Raw genomic sequence first — 25,358 nt, 5'->3', positions numbered from 1 at the left:
TCAATAACATAAAACTCAAGTAATCATGAATTTCACGGTAAAATACAAAACGAATATCAACTGCAACGGTTGTATCGCAGCCGTAACTCCTTCCCTGAATGGCTCAGATGCTATCGAGAAATGGGAAGTGGATATTAATAACCCGGAAAAAATTCTGACAGTGGAACTGAAAGAGAACAATCCGGAAGTAGTAAAAGAGTTGGTACAAAAAGCCGGATACAACATCGAAGAGGTTTAAAAACCGAATGTATCTGGTAATATAATCAAGGCAGAAGATTCGTCAACGACGGGTTTTCTGCCTTTTCTTTTGCACTAATTATCAGCACATAGACCCATCACATAATTCTTAAAATTCACTTAAGATTCCGCTTCCCCGGACAGGCAAAATGAAATATGTTTTAATTTAGACTAATCTCAATTAATAATAAGGGAAGTATGAGAATCAGAACAATTCTTTTTATCGTCACACTTTTGCTGTCCGCAGGGCACTTGTCGGCACAGACCGATACCACAAATGTGCAGAGCGACACGACCAAGGTTCAAAACGATCTGCTCAATTCGATCATGACACCTCAGCAGGAGCACGTCCAGCTTCTGCCGAAAAAGTATCCGTTTACTCAGAAATTTCTCTGGGGGCAAAAAGGTCTGATGAGGAATTTCAAAGCCTTCAAGCTCTCTCCGGAAGAGCGGGAGAAAGAACTGAAGATCCGACGAACCATGTTAAAATGGCATCAGGCACTGGGTTTTATTTCACTGGCGGGAATGGCAGCCCAGGGAGTCGTCGGGTATAAATTGTACAACGGCGATTACAAGATAAAGGGATTGCATGAAGGATTAGCCGCAGGAGTCGATATTGCCTATTTCTCGACGGCTGCACTGGCACTTTTTGCACCTCCTAAAATGCTGGACGAACGAAAAGGATACAGTAGTATCAAAGTTCACAAAATTTTGGCCATCGTGCACTTTACCAGCATGGTTGCTACGAACATTCTCGCCACACAACTTGAAAGCCATCCCAACTTAAAACCTTACCATCGGGCTGCTGCCCTAACCGCTTTTGGTTCCTTAGCTGCTGCTATGATTGTCATTAAATTTTAATCCATGAAGAAAATTATTTTATCAATGATGGTGGTTGCCATTACAGCAACCGTAGGTTTTGCACAGTCAACCTCAAAGATGATGTCGGACACCCAAAAATCGTATGTACGGTATGCCATGTCGCACCCGTTGCACGACTGGGAAGGGACCAGCAAAAGCGTAAAGGGGGTCATTGTTGTAGACAACAAAACCAAGGAAATTAAGCAAACGGCCATTGCCATCAAGGTTTCGACTTTCGACAGTCACAATGCCAACCGCGATTCTCATATGATGGAGGCAACTGATGCTATTAAATTTCCGGATGTTACTTTCGCCAGTACTTCCTTTCAAAAAGATCAGCAAGGAGAGGAGACCGTTACCGGAAAATTAACATTTCACGGTATCTCTCATTCCATTACCGTTCCTATTGTCGAGAAAACTAACAGCAATGGCGAGATAGAAGTAACCGGAAAGTTTGACGTAAAGATGACTGATTACAAAATCGACCCACCGAGCCTTTTGGGAATGCCCGCAAAGGACGATATCAAACTGAATTTTGATCTTTTCTTTAAATAGACGGTAGTTCATACTTGATGTTCAAAAAAAGAGGGCTCAGGATAATAAATCCACGCCCTCTTTTTCATTTAATCATCTTTTCCCGGATACAGCACGTATCTATTTAACGTCCATCCAATCGAACCTCAGCGTTCCCTTGTCTACTTTTAACCGTATCTGGTTTTCTCCTTTTTGGAAGAATAATCCTCCCAAATCAATCTCATTCCAGTCAGCTTGCTTCACATCGACGTCCTTCTTCACGCCGTTCACTGTAATGGTAAATGATGCTGGCAATTGAGCCGCTTCCACACGGACACTGACCAAATGATTACCCTCTGCGCCACTTTTTACGGTATAAGCGGTCCACTCTCCTTCCGTCAGGCGAATATACTGTTGCGAAACGCGTTGCTTCTTGTCAAAATTCATCACCTCAACCGGAACCGGTTCATTGGTGCGGTAATATTTCGATTTTTGGGTGGTGTCCTTCACAAAATAGGAAACATTATATCCATCCGGGCCGTAATTTTCCGCCTCTATCTTAACAGGAATTCTACGGAAAAGTGAATTCACCACATCGGGGAAATAGACGCAGTTCGCCAGTTTGATATTTTGTAGCAGTTCGTCAAGCGCTTTTTGTGCAACTTCTTTCGATGGTTTCTCTTCTCCTTTTGAAAAATCAGAAATCAAATCCCAGTTTTCGGGCTTATTGATGGAATAAGGCGTATTTTCAGTATCCATCTTTTTCCAGGGCCAGAAGGACCAGCCAATGTTGTTCGCTTCAAAATACTGTGTGGTAGCCCAGTAAATCGCTTTTCCCTGTTCGCCGGTTTCGCCCACCCAAACCGGAGCGTTCAGCTCTTTTCGTTTATCCAGGAACTTTTGAATGCTGTTCAGATGATCAGGACGATTCCAACAGTAATAGTGAAACTGGAAAAACATGTTGCTATCAAACTTTTCGGTGAACTCCGACCAGTTATTGGCCCAGTTATATCCTTCCACGACAATCATATGTTTCGGATCGACTTCCCGGATAGCTTTCGTCACCCGCCTGTACAAAGGCACCAACTGGTCTTTATACTTATCGGCTGCACCGGTATTTTCGGGCAACGGCTCATTCAACAAATCGTAAGCGGCAACAGTTGGATTGTTCTTGTATCGTTCCGCAATTTTCCCCCACAGTTTAACCAACCGGTCCTGATTCTTTTTATCCATGAAAAGCTCCGGCTCATTATTGGCACTGTCATCGATGTTTGCCCCGGTTTGTCCACCCGGTGCACCATGCATATCGATAATGACATACAGTCCGTATTTTCCGCACCAGCTTACCAGCGAGTCCAGCAATTGAAAACCTTCATCGACGAACTGAGGGTTATCGCCTTCGGTGAGAAAAAGTCGGGAATTAAGTGCCGGCCGAACCGAATTAAATCCTAACGCTGCAATTCGTTTGATATCCGCTTCCGCGATGTAATTGCGATGGAAACTTTTCCAGAATTTGGCGGCTTGTTCCGGTCCAACCATGTCGCTAACCAGTTGCTCAATTTTCCGGGGCCTGTCACCATTCTTGCCAAATTTCCACATATAGCCTTCCGGAAGCATCCAGTTTCCAAGGCCGACACCGCGAAAGAATACTTTGTTACCGGCATCGTCCACAAAGTTGTGTCCATCGGTGTGAAGCCAGGGAAGTGTTTTGTTTGCCGGAGCCGTTTCTTTCTTCTCCGCACAGGAATTAAATAGCAATGCTGTAACAAACAACACTACTGTACTTAAGACGAGTAATTTTTTCATGCCATTAATGTTGGTTCAGTGTTTTATCGGTAAAAAATTCAAAAGTCGCATCAGATTTCAACCAAAGATAAGAGAACAATCGATGAAAACATCGCTTCCGCCTCTACCGATGAGGAAACATTGGCTATCAGTTTCATCAAGAAATGAAAAAGAGAAAGAGTCTGTAGAGCATCCGTTAATAGAATTCATCATCTCTTTTGTTTTTATTACTACCTGCAAGTACACTTTTTTAAATTTCAACACCAATTTGTTGCATAGGTTTCAAGCAAACACAATGGTTACCACACTCCTTATCAACCGGCGATTGATATATCAATTCATACAATCCCCAAAAATATTTCTACATACCTTATCGTACTTTACGTGTTTTTTACGTATTTTGATATATCACAAAACCTTTCTATCATTGTTTCTACTTATTCTTTTCTGATGCAGGACAACTCTAAGACATATTGCGATCGACTTATTAAGGGCGACAAAAAGGCGATTGATCGTTTATATGAAATGTACCATGCTCGCATTTTCCACTTTGCTTTGAGTTTTCTGAAAAACGAAGAAGATTCATACGACATTGTTCAGGAAGTTTTTGTAAAGCTTTGGGAGAAGCGTTCGTCATTCAGAAAAGACACCAACATCGATGCTCTCATGTTTACGATGGCTAAAAACACCATTCTCTCGGTTTTCCGAAAGAGAGCAAGCGAACAGAAATATATCGAATTTCTGGGCCATCACATGCAAATCAACACAGATGCCACATCCGATCAGGTTGATTATTCGTTTCTAAAAGCGCAATACGAGTCCGTTATTCCCAAATTGCCCCCCAAACGAAAAGAGATTTTCGTGCTAAGTCGCGAGAAAGGGCTTACGAACAAGGAGATTGCTAAACTCAAAGGGATTTCGGAGAAAACCGTCGAAGATCACATTACTAAATCGCTGGCCTTTTTGAAAAAGCACATTTCACAATTTGGTATTTGGGCGGCACTTTTTTATGCTCTTTTTATTGAATAGACAAAAACAGATAAACAACTCATTATATACCTATTACACCTAAAGCCGACAAACTATTTTCCCAAAAATCCACATCCTACTAAAAAAAAACGGAACAAGGAGCAGGGGAAAAATATAACGTTTGCGTTGTACTTGTAATTAAAGATGAAAAAACTGCTCGAAAAATACATTGAAGGCGACTGCTCCGAACAGGAATTGAAAGAGGCAGTAGAGATATTGAAAGAGCCTTTTGTCAAGCCTGAAGTCAGGGAAGTGTTCTACTCTCGTTGGACAGAGTGTGAAGACTGCGAAGACGTTGACCCAAAGAAATCAGATGAAATCCTGCATCGGGTTCACCACCGGATCAACCTGATGGAAGAACAACCATCCAAACTAAAAAAAATCTACCTGGGCTTTTCAAAAGTAGCTGCCGTACTCATTATTCCTTTACTGATTGTAGCAGGCACATTCATTATACGTACCACCAATACGAAAAAATACCTCGCCCAAACAACCGTCAGCGTACCATTGGGAGCTACCAGCCAACTGCAACTTCCCGATGGAACCCATGTCTGGCTCAATTCAGGTAGTACACTCACCTATCCGCTTTCGTTTCGCAAACACCACACACGCCTCGTTGAACTGCATGGTGAAGGCTATTTCAAAGTAGCTAAGGACAAAACCTCACCATTTATTGTCGACATGGCCGATATGGATGTGAAAGTAACCGGAACGGTTTTTAACGCCCGGGCCTATGACGACGAAGCCTATGCAACAGTTGCCCTGGTAGAAGGTTCGGTCGAATTGGGAAGCGAAGCAAACAAAGGAAAAGAATTCACCAAATACGAAAGCCTCAGACCTTATGAAGTGGCTTTCCTCGATAAAAGAGACAACCAGCTGAAGATTGAAGCCAAATCAGATTTGGACAAATATACAGCCTGGCGGGAAGGGCGAACGGTGTTCGACAACGACCCAATTGAAATTGTGGCCGACAAGTTTGAGAAACTGTTCAACGTAAAAGTAAAAATCGAAAGTAAAGACTTGCTCCAATACCGCTTCACCGCCACATTTGTAAATGAAACACTTGAACGGGCACTAAAAATATTAAGCATCTCCTCACCGATTCGTTACAAAATAATTGAGGCGAAAAAAGACAGCAATGGGGCGTATGGAAAACGAACCATCATCCTAAGTAAAGCAAACAACGCAATAAACTAAACTATAAATAAATCTGTAACCATTAAAAAATCTGATTCCTCATGAAAAAGACGTCAACCTAAATCCGGAAAACTTGTCAAATGAATTAAGTCTGCGGTACATACTATTGAGATGCACCATCTTAATGCCGACAGATGCTCTCATTTACAAAAAAAAAACTGATATCTATGTAAAAAAAGGAGAGTGATGGGACACCCTCCTTTCGATAACTATCTGCGGCTAACAGGTAGTAAGTATTAACTATTAAATCGTTTAAATCTATGAAAAAAATCTTGAATTTCAGGAGGAGACTGCATATACCTCTTCCCGAACAAACGAAACGTATTATGAAACTTACGCTCATGCTGATATTTGGGACGATATTCAGTATTTACGCTAACAACTCCTATTCGCAAAGTACCCGAATATCCTTAAACCAGGAAAATGCAACCATTCGCGAAGTACTCAAGCAGATAGAAAAAAAATCGGAGTTCTATTTTGCATACAACAACAAACTAATTGACGTAAAACGTAGGGTAAACGTCGACGCCGATAATGAAAAGATCAACCAAATCCTTAACGCTATTTTTGCCGGCACCGATGTAACCTATACCGTTTTGGATCGCCAGATTGTGCTTTCATCGAAGAAAGCGATGGGCGAAACAGCACCTCAGCAGGAAGGGAAGACGGTTACCGGAAAAGTGACGGATTCCAACGGAGATCCTCTTCCGGGGGTAACAGTTATTATTAAAGGAACTACCCAGGGTGCTATTACCGATGCAAATGGTAATTACTCCGTCGACAATGTACCGGTTGACGGCTATCTCGATTTCTCATTCGTGGGAATGAAGAAACAGGAATTATCCGTTGCCGGAAAAACAACCCTCAATGTGGAAATGCAAAGCTCGGCTATCGGCCTCGACGAAGTGATAGCTGTAGGATATGGTGTTCAGAAGAAAAAACTAACCACAGGAGCCAACCTGAATCTAACCTCTGACGAACTTAAGCAGCAGAACACCAGCGAACCACTCGTAGCCATTCAAAGTCAATCTCCGGGTGTTAATATCACACAAAGTTCAGGGATGCCAGGAGAAGGTTTTAAAGTAAATATTCGGGGATTGGGGACTATCGGAAACTCTTCCCCACTGTATGTTATTGACGGTGTTGCCGGAGGCGATATCAACAACCTAAATCCATCAGACATTGAATCCATTGACGTCCTAAAAGATGCTGCTTCTGCTGCTATTTATGGCGCCCGTGCAGCCAATGGTGTTATTCTGGTTACTACCAAGCAAGGGAAAAAAGGCAAAATAAAAGTTACCTACGATGGTTATTACGGTGTTCAGGATGTACCAAACCTGGTCCAACCTCTCAATGCCAAGCAATTTATGACCATTTATAATGAAGAAAGAACAACTTCAGGTAAAACTGCAATTGACTTTGCAAGTGTAATCCCGGATTTATATCAGAAAATTCAGAGTGGACAGTGGAATGGAACAAATTGGCTGGATGAGATATACAACAAAAATGCCCCTATCCAAAACCATGCATTTAACATTGCAGGTGGTACTGACCAGTCAGTTTTTTCTCTCGGTTTTTCTTATGCTTCTCAGGAAGGGGTAATGGGTAAACCTGTTCAACCGCAAAATGATAAATATACAGTCCGGCTCAATAGTGACCATGTGATATACAAAAACAACGGACTTGACATTATCAAATTTGGACAAACGCTGAATTACAGTTTTCGCAAACGGTCAGGTATTGCCGTTGGAGGTATGTATTACAACGACATTCGTAACATGCTGGATGGCAACCCACTTGTACCGGTTTACAACGACCAGGGAGAGTACTATGCCAATCCGGATTTGAAGGCTTCTGGTCTGGCAGATCTGTCTTCAAGGATATACAACCCCGTGGCCCAAATGGTACTGAACAGGGGAATGAACGAAACCAAAAACTACAATATAAACAGTAACGCCTATATTGAAATTCAACCAATAAAGGATCTGTTATTCAAAAGTAGCTTTGGATACCGAATGAATGCGAACAGTTATCGCAGCTATCAGCCTGCCTATGACCTTGCCGGTGATGTTTCAATGAGTCCGGGGCGTATAACCCAGTCGTCAGGAAATGGTAGCAGCTGGACTTTTGAAAATACGTTAAATTATAAGTTTAAATTAAATCGTAATTCATTTGATGTACTCGTTGGGCAATCTCTCGAAAAATGGGGACTTGGCTCGAACATGCAAACAACGAATGCAAACCCCACTTATGTAGGATTTGATTATGCCTATATTGACAACACCGATGGATTAACATCAGGTGTTACAAGCTTATCCGGCAGCCCGGATGACAGAGGTTCACTGGCTTCGTTCTTTGGAAGGATTCAATACGATTACAACGAAACCTATTTGTTAACCTTAGTAATGAGGGCTGATGGCTCATCCAACTTCCCGGAAGGTAATCGTTGGGGATATTTCCCGTCTGTTTCTGCCGGCTGGGTACTTACTGACGAGGGATTCCTAGAAGACAACAACATTGTCAATTTCCTGAAACTGAGAGCCAGTTGGGGACAAAACGGTAATTCGAATATCGATCCCTACCAGTATCTGAGTATCATCGCTTTTGATTCCGAGAATAACTACTCTTTCGGAAACGATAGAAATAAACAACAATTAGGAGGATATCCATCCATTCTGCCCAACAAAGATATTACCTGGGAAACTTCAGAGCAGTTGGATATCGGTCTTGACGCTTATTTCCTCGATTCCCGCCTCCAGGTTGCATTCGACTACTACAACAAGAAAACCGTCGACTGGCTGGTACAAGCTCCCATCCCTGAAATATACGGCGCCGGTGCACCATATATTAACGGTGGTGACGTAGAGAACAAGGGATATGAGTTGTCTCTTCGCTGGAATGATAATTTAGGCGATTTCCATTACGGGGCTTACTTTAATGCCTCAAAAAATGACAATAAGGTTACCCGGCTTGCCAATGCTGAAGGAATTATCCGTGGTCCTGCCGGTATTATCTCTCAGGGTACTGACCCAATGTACCGCGCTGAAGTGGGTTACCCGATCGGATATTTCTATGGATATAAAATACATGGAATCTTCCAGAATCAGCAGGAAATCGACAATTGGACACATGGTTTCCTACAGGATAACCCGCAACCGGGCGATGTAATATTTGCCGATACAAACGGTGACAACAAAGTTACTCCCGACGATAAGACCATGATTGGTAATCCTCACCCGGATGTAAGTATCGGATTCGGATTCAATTTATCGTACAAAGGCTTTGATTTCTCCCTCAGCGGTAAAGGCGCTTTTGGGCAGCAAATCATGAAATCATATCGTTCATTTGCCGATAATGAGTTCCAGAACTATACTACTGACATTCTGAGTAAACGCTGGACAGGTGAAGGCACTTCCAATTCATTCCCACGTCTGACCGCAGGTAACAGTACCAACAGGATTAATATTTCTTCTATTTATGTTGAAAATGGGGACTATGTAAAAATACAAAATGTCACCCTTGGCTACGATTTTAAACGGATAATGCCCGCTATGCCTTTTGGTCAGGCTCGATTCTATGTGGGTGCCCGCAATTTATTCACAATAACCAATTATTCGGGCATGGATCCGGAAGTAGGTTATGGCGACGACCAAGGCTGGGTTTCAGGAATTGACCTCGGTTTCTATCCTACTCCGCGAACTTTCCTGGCCGGTGTTAATTTGTCATTTTAAAAAACCTTAATCTGAGATTATTATGAAAAAAATAATATATTTTATCGTTGCTGTGGTGATGTTCACGGGGTGTAATAACTTCCTGGACCAAAAGCCTCTTACCTTAAAAACCTCAGCAAATTTTCCACAAACGGCAGATGATGCCAAACAAATGATGGCTGGTATTTATACCACCATGAATAATGCTCAAAGATTTGTAGACCAAAGCTATTTCTTCGTTTGCGAAGTAGCCAGCGATGACGCATTAGGCGGCGGAGGTATGAACGATGTTAAAGCTCAGGCCTATGAAAATTTCCAGTATTCTGACCCTGAAATGCTGAACCATGCATGGACAGAGGGCTATACCGGAATTTACCGCGCCAATTATGCAATCGAGAATCTTGGCAACCTTGGTACCGATGTCATCAGCGAAAGTCTGAACAATCAGTATAAAGGTGAAGCTTTGTTTTTGAGAGCCTGGTTTTACTATCAACTGGCCACCATTTTTGGCGACGTACCTCTTACAACAAGTACAGAGCCTGAAAACCTGCCTGCTGCCACAAGTGAAGAACTTTACGGACAAATGGCTTCGGACCTGAAAACCGCCATTGAAATAATGCCTAAGGTTCCTTATGACCAGATAGAAGACGGCAGGGTTACGCGATGGGCTGCTGAGGCATTAATGGCCCGAATTTACTTGTTCTATACCGGTTTTTATCAGAAAGATGCATTACCTCTCGCTGACGGAGGAAGTGTTACCAAACAAAATGTAATTGACTGGCTGGGTGATTGTATTAACAACAGTGGGCACCATCTGGTAGCTGACTTCCATGAATTATGGCCTTATACTAACTCTGCCACCATCGGAGATTATAAGTATATTCAGGACTACATGGATTCCACAGGGAAAAGTCTGACCTATGCCAGTGACAATGGTGCAAGAAATCCGGAAACCATGTTTGCTGTGAAATTTTCCAACTTTTCCGATTGGGGTGTCAAAAGAGGATACTCTAACCAGTACGAGTTATATTTTGCTTTAAGAGGACTGCAACCTCTGCAAAATACGTTCCCCTTCGCCGGTGGCTGGGGACAGGGAAATTCTGTACCGAAATCACTGGTTGACGAGTGGGAAGCTGATGAACCCAATGACCCCAGATTGTGGGCCTCTGTTATGGATATCGAAAAAGAAGTTGTTCCGTTAGGTTACAAAAGAGGTCAATGGGATTTTGTAATGGAAAGTAACTACTGGGGGAAAAAGTACAACGGCGTTACTGCCAAAGCTTCTGACGGAAGTATCAAAAACGACTACAGTGTTGTAATGTATGGCAATAACGACAATAACCAGCTCTCTCATACCGATGACTTGATCTATATCCGTTATGCCGACGTTCTTCTGATGATGTCGGAGCTTACGGAAGATGCTCAGTACATGAATGAAGTCAGGGCACGTGCAGATCTGCCTCCTGTTTCTTACTCACTTCAGAACATTCAGAAAGAACGCCGTCACGAGTTTGCGTTTGAAGGACTGAGATGGAATGATATGAGAAGATGGGGGCCCGCTTATGCAAAAGCTGCACTCGAGAGCCAGGTTGGCGTTCCAATCTATAACTTTGGAGAACCGGCTACCCAAAAACCGCTTAGCCCCAAAGGCTATAGCCAGCGCTACGACGAAACGAAGGGCTTTTTCCCGATACCACAATCGCAGGTAGATATTTCGGAAGGCAAATTACAGCAGGTTGAAGGCTACAGAAATGGTGAAGGGCTGTACACCGGCTGGAGTAATTAGTTAATAGAAATAGGTTAGTAAAACATTTAGGAGCGTAAATTGAGGTTGTCTCTTCGGGGGCAACCTCTTTTTTAATCAAGCCTTGCCTGCATAGCTTAAAAGCTGCCTAATTCTTATATCCATGCTCTTTTTTGTATTTATGAGATTCTCTTCCCCGATATAACCTAAAGATACCGAGTCCACATGAACCTGCTCCCACTGATTGGGTTGCCTGATTCCGGATCTTCAAACGGAAAGGTTACACTTTCCCGGGAAGGAGGAAAACATACATCAGGGACAAATTCTGCCCGCCTGTGTAAAACTCATTTGTACCGACGACTTTTTTATTTGTAAATTCATCAATCGCAAACCTGAATTATACGAAATGATAAAACAGCAGCCAATGAAACGTATTCTTTTTCTCCTTCTCATCATTATTCCTGCATTTACTTTTGCTCAACCGACGTTGAAGCTTCCAAACATTTTAAGTGACCATGCCGTACTGCAGGCTTCTTCGAATGTAAAACTGTGGGGATGGGGACACAGTACTGTTCCTGTGAAGATTGTTTGCAGCTGGAATTCGACCGATACCATTACAGTCATGCCAAAGAAAGACTGGACCTGGGAAACTACCGTAAAAACCCCGAAAGCCGGCGGTCCATACACGATTTTCTTCAGTAGTGGCAAAGAGCAAATCACCATACACGATATTTTGACCGGCGAAGTTTGGCTCTGTTCCGGCCAGTCGAACATGGAATTCAACTACAATTGGGGCTCCATTGACTCCGTGAATGTAGAGAAGACCGCCAACCGGGAAATTCGCTTTTTCCAGCCTTCTCACTCCTATGCCGATTACCCGCAAGGAAATACAGATGGCGAATGGAAAGTATGCAACGCCTCATCGATGCCCAACTTCAGCCTGGTTGGGTATTTCTTCGGTCGAAAGCTGAATGCCCAATTGCACAAACCGGTCGGGCTGATTGGTTCGTACTGGGGCGGTTCCTGTGTGCAGGCCTGGACCCCGGAAGAGGCGTATAAAGGTAACAGCCAACTCTGGCAGGAGGCGGAAGACCTTCCGGCAGTCAGCTGGTCGCCAGTAGCGCCGACCGTTATTTACAATGCCATGATTCACCCGATACTCAACTACAAAATTGCCGGAACCATCTGGTACCAAGGTGAGCAAAATACCGACAGGCCGCAGTACTACGGCGACCTGTTCAAAGCGATGATTACCAGCTGGCGGAAAGAATTCCACAACGATTTCCCGTTCTATTTCGTGCAAATTGCACCCTGGAGCGGTTATGGCGGCTTGAGTGGAGCTATCGTCCGCGAACAGCAAGCCTCCGCACTGAGCTTGCCCAAAACCGGTATGGTAACGGTTGGCGATTTGGTCGATGATGTCACGAACATTCATCCCAAATCCAAAGAACCGGTTGGCGACCGGTTGGCTAATCTGGCGCTGAAAGAAGTATATGGATTCGACCAACTGCAACCTTATCAGCCACAGTTTGCTTCAATGAACATCAAAGGAAACAAGGCTTTCATTACGGTTAAATCAATTGGAAAACTAACTGTGAAAGGTAAAACCATCGAGAGCTTTCAAATCGCCGGCTCTGATAAGCTTTTCTATCCTGCCCAGGCAAAACTGAAGAAAGACGGAACGATTGAAGTATTTTCGAAGAAAGTAAAACACCCTGTGGCAGTTCGCTATTGTTTCACCAACGGCGGTATGCCGAACCTGTTCGATACCAACGGCCTTCCATTGGTTCCTTTCAGGACTGACGACTGGAAAGTCACTAAATAATTGATTGTTCAATTCTTCAGATATTAATAATTAGTCAAGGGAATAACCTCGGTTGTTCCCTTTTTTGTGAAACGAAAAATGAGAATTAGGTGTAATTAATACACTTTGCTTTATGACGACTTGATGAAAATTATAACTTTATAAGCCAGACTAACACTACTTTCAACAGCAATACCAATAAAATGAAGACCAATCGACAAAAAAAACTGATTTACTGGCCGCTACTCTCTATGTTCCTGTTGGCAGGTTGCAATGGAAACACGGTCGTTAAGAAAGAAGTTCACGTGAAGAATACGCTGGATTTCAACCGCATTTCGGAAACGGTATCCATTCCCATGGCAAAGTTGAAAGATTTGACGGCTAAATATTCACCGAAAGACCTTTTAGTACTCGATCCGTCAAGAGGAAATTACCTGGTTCGGCAGCTGATTGACGAGAACCAGGATGGTCAACCTGACGAAATGCTTTTCCAAGTAAGCGTTAAAGCCAACGAGGAAAAAACCTACGAAATTATAGGCAAAGAAAACGGTGCAGATGAACAACCGCATAGCAAATACACGACCTTCTCCAGATTCGTTCCCGAACGAATTGATGACTACGCCTGGGAGAACGATAAAGTAGCTTTCCGAACATTTGGGCCAAAAGCACAGCAACTTACCGAAGAACACAAGCCCGGCGGCACACTAACCAGTGGTATCGACTTGTGGTTCAAGCGAGTTAAATACCCGATCATTGATGAATGGTACGCAGGTGCCGTAGACAGTGTCGATTACTATAACGTCGATCGGGGACAGGGTTGCGATGCCTATCATGTCGGCTCGAGTCGCGGCGTCGGAGGAATTGGGGTTTGGCAAGATGATAGCCTGCACGTTTCGAAGAATTTTGTCAGCTATAAAACTATCGCCAGGGGGCCTATACGGACAGTGTTTGAACTGACCTATGCGCCGTGGAGTGAATACAAAATTCACGAAACCAAACGCATTTCGCTTGATTTGGGCTCGAACTTCTCCAAATTTGTCGTATCGCTGAAGCCCGAAAAAACGGTTCCCAATATCACCATTGGTATCTCGATGCATGAGCGGAAAGGAGATGTCAAACTGGAGCCGAAAGAAGGCTGGGTTCGCCAGTGGGAAAAAGGAGCCGACTCCTTTGTCGGCGAAGGCGTTGTTGTTAATCCGGCCCGCGTGGACAGCGCTTTCACACACGTCTCACCTACTCCGGACCAAAGCCAGATTATGGTCGTTACACAGCCTAAAGATTCGGTACTTACCTACTATGCCGGATTTGCCTGGGTAAAAAGCGGACAGGTAAAATCGGTTGACAACTGGGATGCCATGCTGGAAAAACAGGCGGAACGAATCCAACATCCGCTGGAAGTGACTATCCAATAAAAAACGAAAACATTAAAAATGGAGATGTACCATTAGTGTCAGAAAATGCACTGGTGGTACATTTTTATTTTGTCTTAAAGCCCGTTTTCATCCACCTCGTCGGGAATCACTTCGACAAAAAGACAATTGATCTCCCTTTCCCGGAAATATTTCTCGGTTGCAGCGCGATTTTTGGTAAAGCCAAGCAGATAACCGCCTCCACCTGAACCACAAAGCTTTAATGTAAAATCATCGGTTTCCAGGCCATATCGGAAATGTTTTCGAAACCCCATGGGAATCATCGGATGAAAATGGTTGAGCTGAAAACGGGAAATGCGCTGCAAAACAGGGTGAACCTCATCGATTTGATTATGCAACAGATCATCAACCAACACATCGATACTGTTTGCCAATTCTTCCTCGAAAACTTCCCGAAAACCGGGCCGCTGATCCTGTTCCATAAACCAGTTAACCAAATCGCCGGTTCCGCCCTGCTGTCCGCTGTCAATTAGGAATACAGCATATTCATCGAAAAATTTTTCCGGCCAACCGGCTTCTACGCTGATTTTATCACGGCTTTCGATCCAAACAGGCTTTTGTACGTACGACACCAACGGATCCAGTCCCGAGCTGGTTCCGTGATAAAACGACTCAATGACCGCCATTTGCTTTCGTATCTCTGGCAATGTCTTTTCTTCCGTATCCTGACCATATCGATGATACAAGCCCGCCGTTAGAGCACCGGAACTGCCCACTCCATACTGATTAGGAATATTGGATTGAAAATAGAGTCCGGTAGCCAAATCATCCCGGAAGGAAGTCAAATTTAAAAAGACCGATGCGGCTCCATTTTTCTCCAGGAAACCAAGCAATTCCTTCAAATGTTGGTTGGAAATATGAGCCGCCTCCTTCTCCGCCGGACTCATTTTCCCGACAGGAAAAGCGAACTGACCACCGTATAGATTAAACGGAAGCGCCAATCCCTTCGAGCCTGTGATAATGCTGTACTCGCCGAATAATAATATTTTTGCCGGGAAACGTTTCATTCAATTTCCTCTTTATACGGGCCTTCGCCAATTTCGTCATCAATCCATTGCTTGTTTTCACAGAACGGAAGCAACTCCTCCTGAATAAATTGATGCACCATCTCTTTGTCTTCGTCGCGATAAAGCAAATGCACATTGGGGCCCGCATCCAGTGTAAAACAAACCATCAGGCCTGTTTTTTCGCGAAAAGCGCGAACCGTATTGATAATCTGAAGCGATTCGGGTTGCAACAACAAACCGTCCTTCGAGGAGGTCATCAGTAAACCATGCAACGAAAGCGCCTCACTCTCTACCACTTCAATAAAGGTTTTCTCATCTCCATTCTGAAGTGCCAGCATCATACAGTTCAGGTGTTTTCTGGCCTGCCGGTAACGCCCTTCCGCAAACGGATGATTATTCATCAATCCATGACCCGCAGTACTCGAAACTTTTTTACGGCCGGAATGAACAATCAAAATAGCATCCCGCAAATTTTGCCACTGCTCAGGTATGGCCTGATCCAAGGGTGATGCGTACCGATCGGAAGAATCGGGCAGCAAACCGTCTTCTCCCCAGGTTACCCAGCCGCCATACACCGAGCGGCAGGCACTCCCCGACCCTAATCGTGCCAAATGCGATGCACGACGGGACAAATCCTGTGTGGGAGGTTTTCGCAATCCCAACTGCTGTTCTATATCGACCAGACAAAGAGCAATCGCGCTCATAGAGGATGCCGAAGATGCAATTCCGGTTGAGTGCGGGAAGGTATTCGCACTTCGGAACTCCAACTCGAAATTCGACAAGTAGGGCATTTCCGGAAGTAATCGGACCAAATAGTTAGCTACTTTTCCCTCGAAACTCTCATTCCGCTTTCCATCGAACCAATAAGCAACTTTCAAATCCTCGGAATCCGACACCGGTTCATCAAGCCTCCTGTAACGAAGTTTTGTTTTGGTGACCGAATTCTTCAACGTCAAACTCAACGACGGATTGTTTGGTAACTGTTCACCATGTTTTCCCCAATATTTAATCAAGGCAATATTTGAAGGACTAACCCACGTAGTCTCTTTCCAGTCACTCTTCTTATCAGCCATATGAAATCATTTCGTTAAACGGAAGAACGGTTTCATATCCCCGCTCTCCAAACCATTTTCTCACTTCCTCTTCCGACCACTTAGTCGCTGCCAGAATGAAATCGCCTCCCCATGCTCCCAACGACTTGATACACCCCTCAAAGTCGGAAAAGAGTCTTTCCTTCACAGGAATCTGCCTTGTCATTCCGGCGATCAGCTTTTCATGCTCATCCATTAAGGTGCAAAAGCTATCCAAATCATCAGCCGCCACAGCTTCGCCTGCAATCGACGAAATCCGATCCAGTATCATTTCGTCAACACTCAACCCGGCAAATGCGTTTACTGCGTGCTTCGAATTTTTCTTTTCATTCAGGTACACCAACCACAAATTAGCTCTAAACGAAGGCCTGAATTTCGCGGAAATTACTTCTGGCAAATCATTCACCCTCCGGTACAAAATCGGGCCTTTCGAACGGGCACACGCTACATCATAACCGGAACTTTGAAAGACCTGCCCATTCAGCCGAAACGGGTCACATTTGGCCCAATCGGCAATATTCGAAACCAATGAACTACTGGAACCCAATCCCCATTCGGGAAGAAATTCAAAGGTCGACCTGGCCTGCAAAGCTTCTTCCTTTTCCAGGAAACCAGCATGCAGCGTTCGGGCAGTCAGGAAAAGTTCCTGCAAAACACCGGCTTTCTGGCTATCTGTAGCTGAAATAACATCCAATTCGGGTAAACTAAAACGCGCTTCGAACCACTTCCCGGAAGGCGAAATACTTTCCCATGACAAAACGCCGGGCTCGTTTCCTCCAGCAACCTCAAGGTATTGCCCCAATTTGGACGGAAGAGCCAACGCCTGCGCACCACGAAGCACAGCATATTCACCCGTCAGCAACAATTTGCCGCGGGAATAAAAAACTCTTGTGTTGGTTGTTTCAGCCATTGGTATTCCTGATGTGGTTCAGGTATTTTTCTACTTCTGCGTAAGCGATGTTTTTATCACTGAAATATTGCGTGCATCTACTTTTTTCCTCTGTCGTTGCACCTAACTGATTCAGAATGTTGGTCAGGTGCATTTTCATGTGCCCCTGTTGAATACCTACAGTTGTCAGCGATGCAACCGCCGCAAAATTGTTGGCCAAACCAGCTGCCGCTGCAATCATCATCAATGTTTTTGCATCGGGATTGCCTAACAGATCCAAAGCCAACTTTGATATTGGATGCACCTTTGTCAAACCTCCTACTGTTCCCAAAGCCAACGGCAAGCGAAGCGTGTAACGAAAACGGTTACCGTCGATTTCGGCAAACGTCAGGCTGCGGTAATTTCCATTAGAAGCCGCAAACGCATGACCACAAGCCTCAACCGCCCGCCAGTCGTTTCCGGTAGCTAACACAACAGCGTCTACGCCGTTGTAAATGCCTTTATTGTGCGTTACCGCCCGCGATACATCCAATTGTGCAATGCGACTGGCCATTTCAAATTTCCGGGCAAACTCTTCCGGTTGCAACTTTCCGCTAAACGGGGCCAGTTCGTCAACATCACATTCGACCCAACACTCCACCAGGCTATCCGGTGTATAATTCGATAAAATCGACATGATGACACTCGCCTCGCCTTTTGTTTCTGAGTTATTCAACTCATCTACCAAAACCCCGGCCATGGTTTCCAGACACGAATTGATGAAATTTGCGCCCATCGCATCCGCCGTTTCAAAGGCAACATCTACCTGATAGTAATTGGCCAGCTCGTTGGTTTTGTCGACCAATTCTACTGCGATGATTCCACCGCCCCGCTTTCGCATGCGAGCCGTTAAATCATGCGTGGCAGCCAGCATTTTCTTTTTCAGAAACGGAAAAGCAGCCTTCAAATCTTTCGATTCTCCGGACCAGGAAAAATGCACCTGCCCTTTTTTGACCATTCCGGTTACGCGGGCCTGAAAACCACCTCGCGAAGCCCAGAATTTGGACGCTCTGGACGCAGCTGCAATTACCGAACTCTCTTCTATCACCATCGGAACGATGTAAGGTTGACCGTTCACCACTACGTTGGGAACGACGCCCATGGGCATAAAGAAGTTCGTCAGGAAGTTTTCGCTAAACTCTTCGAAAAGTGATTGAGTAGAGGGATTTTGATGCAAGAAATTATCAAGCACCGACCGGGAAGCCTCATCAAGTTCCAGCCGGTCCCATATTAAATCGATTCGTTGCGACCGGTTCAGTTTGGAAAAACCACTGATAATCCGTTCGTTTTTCGTCATTCAGAATGATTTTCGTTAATCCGAAGAAATGCTTTGGCAATACGCAAACCTTTCAACTGGGCTTCCACATAATTTCTCAGCACCTCATATTCCCCCTGGCTGTATTTCAGAAAAGCAGAAGCCTGCGCATAGATGGCGGGCAATTTCGATTTTCCCGTTAGGTAATAACCATCGAGGAAGTTCTGTACGCCGCCAGAAATAATCAATTGTCGGCACTTGATTTCTTCACCTCTATCCACTATTTGATTCACCGCATCGAGCATCTGATCCGCGGACACACCGACACGCACAAAAGGTTCGTACAGCTCTTTGTTCAGGTCGCTGTTGCGCTCCAGTTCGATGCGGGCAAAGTTGGTTCCGCCAAAAGCTCCAAAATCAACCGCTGCCAGCGGAAGTTTTAAAAGCCGGAGTAAACTTTCCGGGCCAAATCCCTGCCCCACTTCTTTCACGATAACCGGGAACTTCACCTGTTCCAGCAAGCGTTCAACCGTTTCAATCGGGGGATGTTGAATGAGGTTTCCTTCCGGCTGCAGCCATTCCTGCATCGGATTGATATGGACAATCAATCCATCAGCACGAAGGCGATCGATGAGCCGGTCGATCTTGTCTGTCTGCTTTTTATCCAGCAACTCTTCCACCTGAGCAATCCCCAGGTTGGTGTAGAGCGGTTGCCCTTCACCGATATCGGCACGTACATCAAAATCGGAGAAATAGGTATCGTCATCGAGCAACTTGCGACAAGAGCCTAACCCCATTCCCAGGCCAAATTCGCCACAAGCACGAGCCAGGTTATGGTTGATGGTATTGGCAAGCTTGGTACCGCCTGTCATGCTCGAAACCCAAACCGGAGCTTTCAGCTTTTTTCCGGCAAACGGAATTTCTTCCGGTTCGTCTGCCGGATGTCCTGACAACATCGGTTCGTAGAAGAACCGCTCATCAGCAGCTATTCCGTTCATCTGCGACTGAAAAGCGAGTTTAATGTGATCCAGTTTGCGATCGGCGCCCATGGTGCTTATCTGATTTCTTTGGAAAACAGTTTACGATTTTAAGACATAACGACCAATGACCATCCTCAGAATTTCGGAAGTTCCTTCTCCAATCTGAAGCAAACGCTGGTCACGATAGAAACGCTCGATGTGATTTTCGCGAAGCAGACCGTAAGCTCCATGAACCTGAACGGATTCATCGGCTACAAATTTGGCTACTTCCGAGCAATACAGTTTCGACATCGCCGCTTCTTTCCCGAAAGGTTTTCCGGCATCTTTCAGCTGGCAGGCACGGTACAACGTATTTCTGGCCAACTCAATGCGCATGGCCATTTCAGCCAGTTTAAACGAAACCGCCTGGAATTCGGCAATCGGCTTACCAAACTGCTCGCGCTTTTTGGCATGCTTCACGGCCATTTCAAAAGCGCCCTGCGCCAGACCAAGTCCCATGGCAGCAATCGACAAGCGTCCTCCATCGAGTGTGGCAAGCATAATCTTGATTCCTTCGCCACGCTTACCCAACATATTTTCTTCCGGTACACGACAATCGGTAAACTTCATTTTGCCGTTGTCCACCGAACGCCACATCAGCTTTCCTTTCACCGGCCAGGTTTCGTATCCGGGCGTTTCGCGGGGAACTAAAATAGCTGTCAGCTCTTTTTTTCCATCCTTTTCACCGGTAATGGCTTGTAAGGTAATACCGGAAGCAATTTCCGATGCGCTGTTCGTGATAAACATCTTGGAGCCGTTGACAACCCACTCGCCGTCGACCAGTTCGGCACGCGATGCCACCCCTTTGGCATCGGAGCCCGCTGTTAACTCGGTTAATCCAAATGCCCAAAGTTTCTCACCGGTACACAAACCCGGGATATATTTTTGCTTTTGTTCCTCTGTTCCGTACGAATAGATAGGTGCAATTCCCAGCGAATTATGGGCAGCAATGGTCGCTGCCGGCGAGCTGTCCACTCGAGCCAATTCTTCCACTGCAATAATGTACGACAACGTGTCGAGTCCCTGGCCACCATACTCTTTGGGAATGGCAATTCCGAAGAGTCCGGCTTCACCCATTTTGCGGGCTAAATCAACAGGAAAATGCTCGTTTTCGTCATGCTCAATTGCAACAGGATGAACCTCCTTCTCTGCAAAGTCTCTGATTCGCTTACGATAGTCTGCGTAGTGCTTGGGCAATAATTCGTCCATAGTTAAATATCCTCCAGAATAATTAAAGGCATTTCGTCAGTTACCTGGCTACCAACCTCTACAGCAATGGATTTAATTTTTGCTGCTCGGGGCGATGTAACGTGGTTCTCCGATTTCATCGATTCGATCACCAGCAATATCTCCCCTTTTTTGATGATTTGATTATGTTTGACTTGAATATCGATAATCTTTCCGTGTAGCGGCGATCGAACTACCGCTTCGTTTTCTGCCGTTTCCGGCTCTTCTCCGGCTGCTTCACCATGATAATCCTCCAACAAATCCGGACTGGTCAGATGAAAATGAAATCCATCTGAATCAATCCATTTTCCGGCTACCGGATGATTAGACCAGAAAATTTCGTGATTCTTCCCATCCAGCGAAACAGTTAAGCGCTGCGTATCCGTTTCCTTTACTGAAACGGAAAACGTTTCGCCTCCGTTCTGCAACTGAAAACTGTTTCTCTTCCGGGAATGAAAAGTAACCGAAAAAAGTTGGTCGTCAATAGCTATTTCGACCTGATTTTTTACGCGATGAAATCCAACCTGTTCCCAGGTATCAACCGCATTGTTTTGCTTTCGCAGAAAACCAAGATACAGATAGGCTGCCAACAAAACATCCCGTGATACATTATCACGATTTTGCTGTAAGCCATCCAGATGTTCCTGCAGCTGTTCGCTAATAAAGGCGGTATGTATATCGTTGTTGACAACCGAAGTTTCTTTCAACAAATGTTTCAGATACAAAAGATTGGTCTTCGGGCCATGAACCGACAATTCATTCAGTGCCAACTCCATCTTCGCCAATGCGTCGTTTCGGTTTTCACCATAAGTAATAATCTTGGCAATCAACGGATCGAACTGGCTGCCGGCTTCATTGTCCCCATCCAAATCGGTCTCCAGCCGGACACCATTTCCGGGCAACCGGTAAAAATTAACCGGTGCAGAAGACGGCGCAAACGCTTTTTCCGGGTCTTCGCGATAGACGCGAACTTCGATGGCATGTCCTTTCAGCGAAACATCACTTTGGCTGAACGATAAAGGCTTGCCGGAAGCAATCCGTAATTGTTCCCGGACAATATCAATCCCCGTTACCTCTTCGGTAACCGGATGTTCGACCTGGATACGCGGATTCATTTCCATGAACCAGAAACGGCCGTCGGGTTCTACCAAAAACTCAACGGTTCCGGCACCCGAATAGTTGGTTTCCTTCCCCAGCGTTAAAGCCGCATTCAGGAGTTGCTCCTGCACAGCTCCCGGAAGATTGGCAGCAGGTGCTTCTTCCACAATCTTTTGGTGGTTCCGCTGCAGCGTACAATCCCGCTCAAAGAGATGTACCAAGTTACCATGACGATCGCCCAGAATCTGCACTTCGATGTGACGGGCCTTTTCGACGTAAGGCTCAACGTACACTTCGCCGTTTCCAAAATAATTGGCAGCAGCACGCGATGCCTGCGTAAGTTTTTCATGCAGCTCATCAGCCGAACCAACGATCTGCATTCCTTTTCCGCCACCTCCATGGGAAGCTTTAATCAACATCGGATACTCCAGCGATTTGGCTTCGCCATTTAACTGTCCAGCTTCGAGGGTTTGACCGAGTAAAACCGGAATATCCAGTTTTTGAGCAAACTGCTTGGCTTCCATTTTATTTCCCATCAGCCTCAACACTTCGGCATCGGGACCGATAAAAATAATTCCTGCTTCACCACAAGCTTCCGCAAAACGGTAATCTTCCGAAAGGAAACCATATCCCGGGTGAATAGCCTGTGCCCCGGATTGAACCGCCGCCTGAATCATCTTTTCGATATTCAGGTAGGTATCGTTCAGCGAACCTTCTCCGAGCGACACCGACTCATCGGCCTGGCGAACATGCAGCGCCCCCACTTCCTCCTCGGAGTAAACAGCGACGGTGGAAATGTGCATGGAACGCGCTGCCCGGATAATCCGAAGCGCAATTTCACCGCGATTGGCGATTAATATTTTTTCCAGTCTCTCCATCATCAAGGCCAGTCGGGAGTTCGTTTTTCTAAAAATGCAGTAATGCCTTCCTGAGCTTCGGGAGTCACTCTAACCTCCGCCAATAGTTCTGGCATTTGCTTCATATATTCATCCATCGAGGTTCCGTCCGATAGTTCATTGATCAACTGTTTGGAACGGACCACAGCGCGAGGTCCACCTTTCAACATCTGCTCAAGCAACTGAAGGATGAACCTATCCATATCTTCTACCGACTCGAAAACCCGATCGGCTAAACCATTTTCATATGCCTCGTCCCCATTGAAATGTCTTCCTGAGAAAATCAATTCCTTCAGCCGCGAAGCTTTCATACGTTTCATCAGCAAAGGCGTAATACTGGCGGCTACCAGTCCAAGTCGGGTTTCACTCAACGAAAAGCGGGCATTGGACACTGTATAAGCTATATCACAGGCGGCCAACAATCCGGTTCCACCACCGAATATATTACCGTATGCTGCTCCAACGACTACTTTCGAACTTCGATAGATAGCCATCAACATATTAGTGAGCAAGCGACTATCTTCCAGATTTTCTGCTTCACTCAGTGTTGCAGACTCTTTCATCCAGTTCAGATCGGCACCGGCACAGAACGATTTTCCTTCACCGCGAATTACCACAAAACGGTAGGAAGGCTGTTCCTCCGCCCATTGAAAAAAATGGTGCAACTCAACAATCATCTCACGGTTGAGCGCATTATGTACTTCACTTCGGTTTAACCAGAGGTTCAACGTTTTTCCTTCCGGTTTCACCACCAGGGTTTGGTAATTTTCCATAGATCAATGCTTACGCAAATCAATCAGGTTATGCAAATACAGATTTCTCTGTTCATCTCTTTTTATCAATCCATTCAGCACTAAGCCTACATACGGTAAATACCGGTTTTAGGTTCACCAAACTTCCGGTTTAGTGAAACAGAAATAGCCAGTCCCAACACTTGGCGGGTTTCGGTTGGCTCGATAATGCCATCATCCCACAAACGGGACGTGCTGTACAAAGCACGACTCTCTTCTTCGAACTGGCTGACCAAATCAGGTGCGCCGCTCTTTCCACCTTTCTTGCCGATGGACTGCAACACCTGTGATGCCTGTTCACCTCCCATCACCCCAATACGGGCATTGGGCCACATAAACAGAAAATTCGGGTCATACGCCCGGCCCGCCATTGCATAATTGCCGGCACCATATGAACCACCAATAATCACCGTAAAACGAGGGACATTAGCCGTAGCCACCGCATGAATCAGTTTCGCACCATTGCGGGCAATGCCCTCCTGTTCGTATTTTTTCCCGACAATAAAGCCGGTAATGTTCTGCAAAAACAACAACGGAACCTTCCGGAAGTTGCATAATTCGATAAAATGAGCCGCTTTTAGAGACGCCTCCGATGTCAGGAAGCCGTTATTGGCAATAATCCCTACCGGGAATCCCATTATTTTGGAAAAAACGGTAATAATGGTCGTTCCGTAGCGCTCTTTGAACTCCTGAAACTTACTGCCGTCTACCAGACGGGCGATGATTTCACGCATCCTGATTGGCTTTTTCAAATCAACCGGTGCCAGACCATACAGGTCAGAAGCATTGTACAAGGGAGCTTCCGGAGGTGTTACATCCAATGCCTGCTTGTCGGGCAATGGCAATGTTTCGATGATGCTGCGGCACTTTTTCAATGCATCTACATCATTCTCCGCCAGGTGATCGGCCACACCCGAAATTCCGGTGTGCACCAGTGCGCCACCTAGTTCTTCCGCATCCACATCTTCGCCGGTAGCCGCTTTCACCAAAGGAGGTCCTCCAATAAAAATGGTTCCCTGATTCTTCACCATGATGGTTTCATCACTCATGGCCGGGACATAAGCGCCACCAGCCGTGCACGAGCCCATCACTACCGAAATTTGTGGAATTCCTTCGGCCGACATCCGGGCCTGATTGTTGAAAATGCGACCGAAATCAAACCTGTCAGGAAATAATCTTGCCTGCTCGGGCAGAAAAATCCCCCCCGAATCCACCAGGTACACACACGGCAAATTATTTTGCATGGCAATTTCCTGCGCCCGTATATGTTTTTTCAGGGTTTCATGCACATAAGTGCCGCCCTTCACAGTAGCGTCATTGGCAATAATCACCACTTCTCGACCATGAATCCGACCAATGCCGGTAATAATACCTGCAGACGGAAACTGGTTGTCATACTGATCGTACGCCGCCAAAGTAGAAAGCTCCAAAAACGGAGTCTGCGGATCGATTAGCAAACTGATGCGTTTGCGCGCCGGCAATTTGCCTCTGTCCAGATGCTTTTTCACCGCGGGTTCGTGCTCACGTTCAACGGTCTGACGAAGCGCTTCCCGGTAGGAAATCAGCACATTCTCATACTCCCCAACTTTTTCTTTAAAGTCGGGTGACTGCTCATCTATTTCGGATCTGATCTGTTTCAAAATTTGCCGCAATATAAGAGTTTCATGTCTTAAATAAATATAAATGTTTTTTGTTCAATAAAATTTACATAAAAATGGAACAAAAGGACAGTTTTT

The 25,358-nt window shown here is 45.3% G+C and carries 19 protein-coding genes; 9 read left to right on the top strand and 10 right to left on the bottom strand.

The window, feature by feature from the left end:
• Nucleotides 1-25: 25 nt before the first annotated feature.
• From AC060N_RS07165 to AC060N_RS07155, 3 genes are all read left to right on the top strand, one after another.
• Nucleotides 26-238, top strand: a complete 213-nt coding sequence (locus tag AC060N_RS07165; RefSeq protein WP_463230139.1) for a heavy-metal-associated domain-containing protein — start codon at nucleotides 26-28, stop codon at nucleotides 236-238.
• Nucleotides 239-435: 197 nt separating this feature from the next.
• Nucleotides 436-1,098 (top strand): hypothetical protein, encoded by a 663-nt coding sequence (locus AC060N_RS07160; protein ID WP_479526492.1) that lies wholly within the window; start codon nucleotides 436-438, stop codon nucleotides 1,096-1,098.
• A gap of 3 nt (nucleotides 1,099-1,101) precedes the next feature.
• Complete coding sequence (locus AC060N_RS07155; protein WP_479526491.1) at nucleotides 1,102-1,653, top strand: YceI family protein; 552 nt, start codon at nucleotides 1,102-1,104, stop codon at nucleotides 1,651-1,653.
• Between the two features lie 99 nt (nucleotides 1,654-1,752).
• On the opposite strand, the gene AC060N_RS07150 is transcribed toward AC060N_RS07155, so the two are convergent.
• Nucleotides 1,753-3,417 carry a cellulase family glycosylhydrolase gene (locus tag AC060N_RS07150; protein WP_479526490.1) on the bottom strand — a complete coding sequence of 555 codons (1,665 nt, stop codon included), beginning with the start codon at nucleotides 3,415-3,417 and terminating at the stop codon, nucleotides 1,753-1,755.
• A 429-nt stretch (nucleotides 3,418-3,846) separates the two neighbouring features.
• On the opposite strand from AC060N_RS07150, the gene AC060N_RS07145 reads away from it, so the two are divergent.
• The 6 genes from AC060N_RS07145 to AC060N_RS07120 all read left to right on the top strand — a co-directional run bounded on the left by AC060N_RS07145 (nucleotide 3,847) and on the right by AC060N_RS07120 (nucleotide 14,292).
• Complete coding sequence (locus AC060N_RS07145) at nucleotides 3,847-4,425, top strand: RNA polymerase sigma-70 factor (protein WP_479526489.1); 579 nt, start codon at nucleotides 3,847-3,849, stop codon at nucleotides 4,423-4,425.
• 144 nt (nucleotides 4,426-4,569) lie between these two features.
• Nucleotides 4,570-5,622 carry a FecR family protein gene (locus AC060N_RS07140; RefSeq protein ID WP_479526488.1) on the top strand — a complete coding sequence of 351 codons (1,053 nt, stop codon included), beginning with the start codon at nucleotides 4,570-4,572 and terminating at the stop codon, nucleotides 5,620-5,622.
• 326 nt (nucleotides 5,623-5,948) lie between these two features.
• The gene (locus AC060N_RS07135; protein ID WP_479526487.1) at nucleotides 5,949-9,353 is read left to right on the top strand and encodes a TonB-dependent receptor; all 3,405 of its coding nucleotides are present in this window, start codon (nucleotides 5,949-5,951) and stop codon (nucleotides 9,351-9,353) included.
• 22 nt (nucleotides 9,354-9,375) lie between these two features.
• On the top strand, nucleotides 9,376-11,118 hold the full coding sequence (locus tag AC060N_RS07130; protein WP_479526486.1) for a RagB/SusD family nutrient uptake outer membrane protein: 1,743 nt from the start codon (nucleotides 9,376-9,378) through the stop codon (nucleotides 11,116-11,118).
• Between the two features lie 382 nt (nucleotides 11,119-11,500).
• Entirely contained in the window at nucleotides 11,501-12,901 is a 1,401-nt protein-coding gene (locus tag AC060N_RS07125; RefSeq protein WP_479526485.1) for a sialate O-acetylesterase, read from the top strand.
• Nucleotides 12,902-13,083: 182 nt separating this feature from the next.
• Complete coding sequence (locus AC060N_RS07120) at nucleotides 13,084-14,292, top strand: DUF4861 family protein (protein ID WP_479526484.1); 1,209 nt, start codon at nucleotides 13,084-13,086, stop codon at nucleotides 14,290-14,292.
• A gap of 74 nt (nucleotides 14,293-14,366) precedes the next feature.
• Here AC060N_RS07120 and AC060N_RS07115 read toward each other — a convergent pair whose 3' ends face one another.
• From AC060N_RS07115 to AC060N_RS07075, 9 genes are all read right to left on the bottom strand, one after another.
• A complete protein-coding gene (locus AC060N_RS07115; RefSeq protein ID WP_479526483.1) occupies nucleotides 14,367-15,317 on the bottom strand; it encodes a mevalonate kinase family protein in 951 nt (316 codons plus the stop codon).
• A complete protein-coding gene (locus tag AC060N_RS07110; protein ID WP_479526482.1) occupies nucleotides 15,314-16,390 on the bottom strand; it encodes a diphosphomevalonate decarboxylase in 1,077 nt (358 codons plus the stop codon). The genes AC060N_RS07115 and AC060N_RS07110 overlap by 4 nt, the downstream gene beginning before the upstream one ends.
• Nucleotides 16,383-17,318 carry a GYDIA family GHMP kinase gene (locus tag AC060N_RS07105; protein WP_479526481.1) on the bottom strand — a complete coding sequence of 312 codons (936 nt, stop codon included), beginning with the start codon at nucleotides 17,316-17,318 and terminating at the stop codon, nucleotides 16,383-16,385. The genes AC060N_RS07110 and AC060N_RS07105 overlap by 8 nt, the downstream gene beginning before the upstream one ends.
• Nucleotides 17,311-18,633, bottom strand: coding sequence for a hydroxymethylglutaryl-CoA reductase (locus tag AC060N_RS07100; RefSeq protein ID WP_479526480.1), 1,323 nt, complete (start codon nucleotides 18,631-18,633; stop codon nucleotides 17,311-17,313). The genes AC060N_RS07105 and AC060N_RS07100 overlap by 8 nt, the downstream gene beginning before the upstream one ends.
• Nucleotides 18,630-19,640, bottom strand: coding sequence for a beta/alpha barrel domain-containing protein (locus AC060N_RS07095; RefSeq protein ID WP_479526479.1), 1,011 nt, complete (start codon nucleotides 19,638-19,640; stop codon nucleotides 18,630-18,632). The genes AC060N_RS07100 and AC060N_RS07095 overlap by 4 nt, the downstream gene beginning before the upstream one ends.
• A gap of 30 nt (nucleotides 19,641-19,670) precedes the next feature.
• Nucleotides 19,671-20,819, bottom strand: coding sequence for an acyl-CoA dehydrogenase family protein (locus AC060N_RS07090; RefSeq protein WP_106541885.1), 1,149 nt, complete (start codon nucleotides 20,817-20,819; stop codon nucleotides 19,671-19,673).
• Nucleotides 20,820-20,821: 2 nt separating this feature from the next.
• Nucleotides 20,822-22,816, bottom strand: a complete 1,995-nt coding sequence (locus tag AC060N_RS07085; protein WP_479526478.1) for an ATP-binding protein — start codon at nucleotides 22,814-22,816, stop codon at nucleotides 20,822-20,824.
• Complete coding sequence (locus AC060N_RS07080; RefSeq protein WP_479526477.1) at nucleotides 22,816-23,604, bottom strand: enoyl-CoA hydratase-related protein; 789 nt, start codon at nucleotides 23,602-23,604, stop codon at nucleotides 22,816-22,818. The genes AC060N_RS07085 and AC060N_RS07080 overlap by 1 nt, the downstream gene beginning before the upstream one ends.
• An 86-nt stretch (nucleotides 23,605-23,690) precedes the next feature.
• On the bottom strand, nucleotides 23,691-25,262 hold the full coding sequence (locus AC060N_RS07075) for a carboxyl transferase domain-containing protein (protein ID WP_479526476.1): 1,572 nt from the start codon (nucleotides 25,260-25,262) through the stop codon (nucleotides 23,691-23,693).
• Nucleotides 25,263-25,358: the final 96 nt, after the last annotated feature.

This window comes from Prolixibacter sp. DSM 2831 (assembly GCF_056493735.1).
The sequence above is the reverse complement of the archived record's forward strand: the minus strand, read 5'-3'. Positions and strand labels throughout refer to the sequence as shown.